Source organism: Metasolibacillus meyeri, from assembly GCF_003049505.1.
Lineage (GTDB): Bacteria > Bacillota > Bacilli > Bacillales_A > Planococcaceae > Metasolibacillus > Metasolibacillus meyeri.
The window spans coordinates 1-6,438 of record NZ_PYWN01000151.1 but is presented as its reverse complement, the minus strand read 5'-3'; the positions used below and the strand labels follow the sequence as shown (position 1 = coordinate 6,438).

Here is a 6,438-nt window from a genome sequence, read left to right as displayed (position 1 = left end):
CAATAAACAAAATACTATCTTTTTTTAGAATATTTATCATAATTCAGTAATATTTACTGTAATAAATAGAAAAACAATTTTGAAAGTAAAAAAACTTTAAAATGACTATTTGAACACAATTGATAGAAAAATTAGGGTTGTCCAGAAAGCCGAAAATTCCTCTGAATTTAGTTTTACTTATTCATTTTAAACGTGAATACAAAGGCGTTAAATTCGCTGTTTTCAACATTTCAAAAAAGACAATCACTTTTCTAAGTAGTGAATATTTCAAACCAAAAGCACATAGCTGTCTGAAAAGTGATACGTTAGGGAGGGGCTGCAAACCTGTGAAAGGAAGGTGTAAACCGACTTTTTCAGTGCCCTCTATGTTAAGCAACTTTTCAGACAACCTCAGCGCTAATTTTTTATGATGGTTCAGCACAAAATACCCACTGAACGTAATTGATGTTAATTAAGAAGATTCATTAACTGCTTTCTTTTTTCTTTCCCAATCACTTTATCGACACGCTTTAAAACATCCTTTGGAACACCGCTTAGCAGCCAACTCATATTGGCACCAGCTAACAGTGGGCGCAGCTGCTGGATTTCCTGTAGTGATAATTCGATACCTGTCTTTTTCCGCATAAAGCGCTGTATATCCGCATCGCTTGCCGACATAAAAAAACGTACTAATTCCATCTGATTCATTTATTCATCCTTTCAGGGTGTATTACCTTTACAAATAGCAAAAAATCCACTATACTTTCAAAATGAAAATCGTAATGATTTTGAATTAGAAAGAAGAGAAGAAATATGATAAAACCAATTATTCAATTACAAAATGTGTCATTTCAATATGATGAAACACAGGCGTTGAACAATATTTCCTTTCATGTCCAAGAAGGGGATTTCCTAGCATTATTGGGTCCGAACGGCTCTGGTAAATCGACATTATTAAAGTTGATTCTCGGTTTATTAAAGCCGACAAGTGGGGAAATCAAGCTGTTTGGTGAGCCGATACAAGCATTTAAGCAGCGTGAATGGATTGGCTACGTATCACAAAAGTCAAATTCCTTTAACTCAGGCTTCCCAGCAACCGTTGAGGAAGTCGTGAGAAGTGGCTTGACGAAAAAAATCGGCTTATTTAAACGTTACCCTCAAAATGTTAAGCAGCTTGTTGGAGAAGCGTTACAAGCGGTTGGTATGGAAAATTTTGCGACACGCAATATTGGACAATTATCGGGTGGGCAGCAGCAGCGCGTTTTTATTGCACGAGCGCTTATTGCTGAACCAAAGCTACTTATATTAGATGAGCCGACAGTTGGGATTGACCATGAAAATGTGCAATCGTTCTATGATATGCTCGTAAAGTTAAACGAGGAACGACAAATTACGATGATTTTAGTGACGCATGATGTTGATATCGTATCAGAGCATATTAGTCATGTTGCATGCTTAAACAAAACAATTCATTTCCACGGCTATAAAAATGATTTTGACCATATATCTCAGCAAAAGCTGGATGCTTGGTATGGCCATAAAGTGCGAAAGATTCATTAGGAGAGGTAGCAAGATGATTGAAGCAATTTTACGCTATGAATTTTTACAAAACGCTTTTTTCTCAGGGCTAATTATCGGGGTAATTGCCCCATTGCTTGGCGTATTTATCGTCGTGCGTAGGCTATCGCTTATCGCGGATGCGCTGTCACATGTTACGTTGGCAGGGATTGCTGGGAGCTTATATATAAGCCAAAGCTTTGCGGCAATGGCTTTCTTAAATCCGATTTATTTAGGCATACTTGCATCGGTGAGTGGCTCGGTTTTAATTGAGCGCCTGCGTCGACTTTATAAGCATTATGAGGAGCTAGCGATTCCGATTATTATGTCAGGTGGAATCGGCCTAAGTGCTATTTTTATTTCATTAGCAAGCGGCTTTAATACCGATTTAATGAGCTATTTATTTGGCTCTGTTTCCGCGGTATCGCGTCAAGATTTATGGATTGTACTGGCGATTGCAGGTGTAGTTGTTATTTTTCTATTATTATTTTTCAAGGAATTATTTGTTTTGTCATTTGATGAGGAATATGCAAAGGCAAGTGGGCTACCAGCGAAGTGGATTCATTTATTATTTATGGTCGTTGTCGCTTTGGTGATTGCGGCAAGCATGCGCATTGTCGGAATTTTACTTGTATCAAGCTTGATGACGCTACCTGTTGCAGCCGCGATGCGTTTAGCGAAAGGCTTTAAGCAAGCAATCTTTTATGCGATTATGTTTGGCGAGCTGGCGGTAATTATCGGGCTAGTCAGCGCCTTTTATTTAAATTTAGCACCAGGTGGAACCATCGTTGTGACATCCATCCTCATTTTATTGTGCGTTATTTTTGTGAAGAAAATAAAGGTTCAAACGAAGGAGGAAGCGCTATGAATTTAATACGAGCATGGGAAATTTTAAAGGACAATGGCTATAAAAAAACGGATAAACGAGAGCTTATTTTAAAAATGTTTGAGGAAACAGATAAATATTTAACAGCTCGTGATTTATTGGATGTGTTGAAAAAGGATTTTCCAGGGATGAGCTTCGATACGATTTATCGTAATTTAGCGACATTTGTGGAGCTTGGTATTTTGGATGAAACCGAGATGCAAGGTGAGCGTAATTTTAGAATGCATTGTGAATCAGACCATCACCATCATCATTTTATATGCAGAGAATGTGGCAGTGTGAAGGAATTGCCTTTATGTCCGATGGAGCTGCTTGGTGAAAGCTTACCAAATTTCGAGGTTGAGGCACATAAATTTGAAGTTTACGGAAAATGTCCAGATTGTCGGATATAAAAATATGTTACAATGAATGAAAAGGTGTCCTAGAGGGCGCCTTTTTTCTAATCGCAGGGAGGATGTTATGGGACGTTTAATTTTCGTGACAGGTGGTGTGCGGAGCGGGAAAAGTGCTTTCGCAGAGCGTTATGCGCAGCAAGTTGCTAACGGACAAACTTTAACATATATTGCCTCGGGTGTAGCCTTTGATACGGAAATGCAAGCTAGAATTGCTCGACATCGAGCGGATCGCGAGCAGAGTGAGGCTGTTTGGCGCACGCTTGAAGTACCCGATACATTACCAGACGAACTGCTTACACTGGAATGTGGTACAGTTGTATTATGGGACTGCTTAACAACATGGCTAGGTAACATTATGTACAAAACGCAGGACACAGCGCCATACATAAAATCATTCCAATATTATATCGAGGAATGGAAAAAGCAAAATATACTAGTTGTGCTCGTTTCCAATGAAGTAATGGACGAACCGTCATCGAAGTATGAGGAAGTAGAATTATATAAGCAATTATTAGGTGAGTTGCATCAATGGATTGTTGCGCAGTGCGATGAGGCATATGAAATCGACCATCAATTATGCAAGCGCTGGAAGTGAGGTGGAGTGGAATGAAACATTTTGTAACAGGATTATTGCTTTGCCTTCAATTTTTTAGCGCATGGCCCATTAAGCGAGAGTTAGCACTAACAAAAAAAGATGTCACGGCGATGTATATGCTTATGCCTCTTCTTAGCTTGTTGACAGGGGCTGTTACAATCGGATTTTTCATGCTGAACAATAGTTGGCTTGCATTTTCCCCATTACTAACCGCTATTATGTTAGTCATCATCATGATTGTGGTAACTGGCGGCATACATACAGATGGCTTTATTGACACGAGCGATGCCTTTTTTTCCTATCGTGACAAGGAAAAGCGTTTAGCAATTTTGGAGGATCCACGTGTAGGGGCTTTTGGTGTATTAGCCGTTGTGGGCTTATTGTTATTAAAAACTGGATTTCTTTATGAAGCGTTATTACGTGAGGTGCAACTCGCTTATTTTGTGGCAATTCCACTTTTAGCACGCGTTGCGATGCTGCTTTATTTTCTTACGATGAAAAGTGCAAAAACAACAGGACTTGCAGCTTATTTTAAGGAGCGTGTGCAGGCGCGAGGTGTTATCGTAGCTTGTATTGCTTATAGCTTGCTTATTGTGGGATATGCGCTATATTGCGGGGAGTGGCCCTTGCTCGTTTTGTATGGCATGATGCTGCTTAGCTTGTTATATTATCGTCATTGGTCAAATAAAAATTTCGCAGGTATGACAGGCGATTTACTCGGTGCATTTTATGAAGGGATGGAGCTTGTATTATGGGGGACGCTATTACTATTCATTTAATTCGCCACGGCAAAACAAAGGCAAATATGGAGCGAAAATATATCGGGCATAGCGATGAGCCGATTTTGCCTTTACGACAAGTGGATATCGCTTTACAGCCGTCTGTTGTTTATGGTAGTGATTTAAAGCGCTGTCAGCAAACGGCGGCCTGCTATTTTCCACAAGTGCCTTATCGAGCGAGCGCAGATTTGCGTGAGCTACATTTCGGGCAATTCGAAATGAAAACATATGAGGAATTGAAAGATGATTTGATTTATAGAGAATGGATTAATAACCCATTACAAGTAACACCACCAAATGGCGAAAGCTTTAGCGATTTTACAGCGCGCGTAGAGCGAGCGATAGAACAAATCATAACAGGGCCAGGTGATTATACGTTCGTTGTCCATGGAGGTGTTATTCGTCTGCTACTCGAAAGGTTTTTACAGCAACCATTTAATAGCTTACAGGCAAAGCACGATACATTGTACAGTTGCTCTTGGTCACATTTTTCCACATGGAAGGAGGGAAAGAGGTGCACGTCTATATCGGAGGTGCCTATAATGGCAAGCGAAATTACGTAAAACAGCATTATCAACATAAGGTGCAGCATTTATTTGAAGGACATATACCAGAGGATACTGCTTTTGAATCACAAGATGTCATAATCATCGGACGTTTTGAACAACTTGTACAGCAGCATGCACATTTAACAGAAGATGAAATCGTCGCACGGTTAATGGAAAAATTAAAGCAGCTTGATAGGCAGGCGACATTAGTATGTATATGCACAGATATGGGACGGGGGATTGTACCATTGGAAAAGGAGCAGCGATTCCTACGTGATACTTGCGGTAGGCTCTATCAAGCGATGTTTGCCCACAGTGAGCAAGTGATACGTATTTGGTACGGTATCCCACAAATTATGAAGGAGGAATAAAAATGGCAAAGGAAAATTTACGTTATCTTGTTTTAACAGCTTTATTAGCGGCTTTATGCGCAGTAGGGGGGCTTGTGAAAATACCTGTTTCCGCAACAGCATCAGCAGCGCTTGATTCCGCTCCAGCTTTATTAGCAGCATTTGTGTTACCACCAGTATTTGCAGGTTTTACAGGCGCTCTAGGTCATATGGCAACAGCGATGAGCTCAGGGATGCCTTTTGGTTCACTCCACTTTATTGTTGCTTTTGAAATGTTTTTCATTATTTTAGTGTTTGCTCATTTACATAAAAAAGGTTTTCATAAATTGAAATGGGCATGGATGCTTATTGCAAATGGTGTGCTTGCAGCGGTGCCGTTTTATTTCTTAATTTCTCCAGCCTTTTACATCGCAGCAGTGCCAGGGCTAGTACTTGCGACAGCCATTAATATCGCAGTAGCGTTTGTTTGTGTACCAGCGCTCCAGCGTGTGAAAAAGATGGTGAAATTGTAATGCGCAACGCTGTGCAAATAGACGAGCTTACTATTTTAACAATAGATAACTCAGGTTGCATTGGTGAAAAAGAGGCAGATGTTGTCAAAGTACCAAATGAGGTGGTCGCTTATTTTGCGGCACGTGTTGCGTTGTTAGAGCAGTGGTGTGCAGGTGCTGAGCCGAGTCATTTAGTATTAGCGAATTTTACAGGTGATGATGCTTGGGCTGATTATGTGAGAGGCTGTCAGCGTCAATTCGACGAAATAGGGAAAGCTTTACCACCGATTACTGGGTCAACGGAATCAAATTTTTCTGCATTGCAATCGGGTCTTAGCTTGACGATGGTTGGCAAAAAATGCTTCGAGCCAACAATAGTGAATTGTCATTATTTTGTGATTGGGCGACCGTTAGTTGGACAGCAAGTGCTGGAGCATATACATGATGTCGCGAATTTGCATGAGCTTTATTTATTGTGGCAAACTGGCGTCATTCAAGCACTATGGCCCTGTGGCTCGAAGGGAATTGGTGCAGAAATTGCCGCATTTACGAGGCAGCAACTTGGCTGTGAACTAAATATGACAGCTTCTGCTGGTCCTGCAACAGCGGTTCTTGTCGCTGTTCATGAATCGGATGTGGAGAAATTATATAAAGCAATGTCTGCCCCAATTTATCGATTGAAGTAGGAGAGGAAATACTTCAATCGATAAACTAAGTGAGTTTCCCCTAGTTAATTGGCGAAAGTGCAAAAATTAAAAATCGACAGCTCGCTAATAAATTGAGGAAAGCGCAGATAAATCGAGAAAAGCGCAGATAAATCTGAGAAACCGCAGATAAAACTGAGGAAAGCGCAGATAA

Annotated in this window: 10 protein-coding genes; 9 read left to right on the top strand and 1 reads right to left on the bottom strand. The window is 40.4% G+C overall.

Annotated features, from left to right (window positions below; genetic code table 11):
- Window positions 1-447 precede the first annotated feature (447 nt).
- Entirely contained in the window at window positions 448-687 is a 240-nt protein-coding gene (locus tag C9J34_RS18320) for an isopropylmalate synthase (protein ID WP_107841622.1), read from the bottom strand.
- A gap of 105 nt (window positions 688-792) precedes the next feature.
- Here C9J34_RS18320 and C9J34_RS18315 point away from each other — a divergent pair, with 105 nt between their 5' ends.
- The 9 genes from C9J34_RS18315 (at window position 793) to C9J34_RS18275 (ending at window position 6,266) form a co-directional block, all read left to right on the top strand.
- Window positions 793-1,539, top strand: coding sequence for a metal ABC transporter ATP-binding protein (locus C9J34_RS18315; protein WP_107841621.1), 747 nt, complete (start codon window positions 793-795; stop codon window positions 1,537-1,539).
- A gap of 13 nt (window positions 1,540-1,552) precedes the next feature.
- Entirely contained in the window at window positions 1,553-2,404 is an 852-nt protein-coding gene (locus C9J34_RS18310) for a metal ABC transporter permease (RefSeq protein ID WP_107841620.1), read from the top strand.
- Window positions 2,401-2,814 (top strand): Fur family transcriptional regulator, encoded by a 414-nt coding sequence (locus tag C9J34_RS18305; protein WP_107841619.1) that lies wholly within the window; start codon window positions 2,401-2,403, stop codon window positions 2,812-2,814. Before C9J34_RS18310 ends, C9J34_RS18305 begins: the two co-directional genes overlap by 4 nt.
- A gap of 67 nt (window positions 2,815-2,881) precedes the next feature.
- Complete coding sequence (locus C9J34_RS18300) at window positions 2,882-3,412, top strand: bifunctional adenosylcobinamide kinase/adenosylcobinamide-phosphate guanylyltransferase (RefSeq protein ID WP_107841618.1); 531 nt, start codon at window positions 2,882-2,884, stop codon at window positions 3,410-3,412.
- Between the two features lie 11 nt (window positions 3,413-3,423).
- Window positions 3,424-4,191: an adenosylcobinamide-GDP ribazoletransferase gene (gene cobS, locus C9J34_RS18295; RefSeq protein ID WP_107841617.1), complete on the top strand. Its 768-nt coding sequence runs from the start codon at window positions 3,424-3,426 to the stop codon at window positions 4,189-4,191.
- Window positions 4,164-4,754: a histidine phosphatase family protein gene (locus tag C9J34_RS18290; protein ID WP_238600706.1), complete on the top strand. Its 591-nt coding sequence runs from the start codon at window positions 4,164-4,166 to the stop codon at window positions 4,752-4,754. Before cobS ends, C9J34_RS18290 begins: the two co-directional genes overlap by 28 nt.
- The gene (locus tag C9J34_RS18285; protein ID WP_107841616.1) at window positions 4,706-5,110 is read left to right on the top strand and encodes a bifunctional adenosylcobinamide kinase/adenosylcobinamide-phosphate guanylyltransferase; all 405 of its coding nucleotides are present in this window, start codon (window positions 4,706-4,708) and stop codon (window positions 5,108-5,110) included. Before C9J34_RS18290 ends, C9J34_RS18285 begins: the two co-directional genes overlap by 49 nt.
- Window positions 5,111-5,112: 2 nt before the next feature.
- Window positions 5,113-5,601 (top strand): ECF transporter S component, encoded by a 489-nt coding sequence (locus C9J34_RS18280; RefSeq protein WP_107841615.1) that lies wholly within the window; start codon window positions 5,113-5,115, stop codon window positions 5,599-5,601.
- On the top strand, window positions 5,601-6,266 hold the full coding sequence (locus tag C9J34_RS18275; protein WP_107841614.1) for a hypothetical protein: 666 nt from the start codon (window positions 5,601-5,603) through the stop codon (window positions 6,264-6,266). The genes C9J34_RS18280 and C9J34_RS18275 overlap by 1 nt, the downstream gene beginning before the upstream one ends.
- Window positions 6,267-6,438: the final 172 nt, after the last annotated feature.

Coding starts and splice junctions, on each gene's coding strand:
- C9J34_RS18280 (WP_107841615.1), top strand. CDS start 5,113: ATGGCAAAGGAAAATTTACGTTATCTTGTTTTAACAGCTTTATTAGCG.
- C9J34_RS18275 (WP_107841614.1), top strand. CDS start 5,601: ATGCGCAACGCTGTGCAAATAGACGAGCTTACTATTTTAACAATAGAT.
- C9J34_RS18310 (WP_107841620.1), top strand. CDS start 1,553: ATGATTGAAGCAATTTTACGCTATGAATTTTTACAAAACGCTTTTTTC.
- C9J34_RS18320 (WP_107841622.1), bottom strand. CDS start 687: ATGAATCAGATGGAATTAGTACGTTTTTTTATGTCGGCAAGCGATGCG.
- C9J34_RS18315 (WP_107841621.1), top strand. CDS start 793: ATGATAAAACCAATTATTCAATTACAAAATGTGTCATTTCAATATGAT.
- C9J34_RS18290 (WP_238600706.1), top strand. CDS start 4,164: ATGGGGGACGCTATTACTATTCATTTAATTCGCCACGGCAAAACAAAG.
- C9J34_RS18305 (WP_107841619.1), top strand. CDS start 2,401: ATGAATTTAATACGAGCATGGGAAATTTTAAAGGACAATGGCTATAAA.
- cobS (WP_107841617.1), top strand. CDS start 3,424: ATGAAACATTTTGTAACAGGATTATTGCTTTGCCTTCAATTTTTTAGC.
- C9J34_RS18300 (WP_107841618.1), top strand. CDS start 2,882: ATGGGACGTTTAATTTTCGTGACAGGTGGTGTGCGGAGCGGGAAAAGT.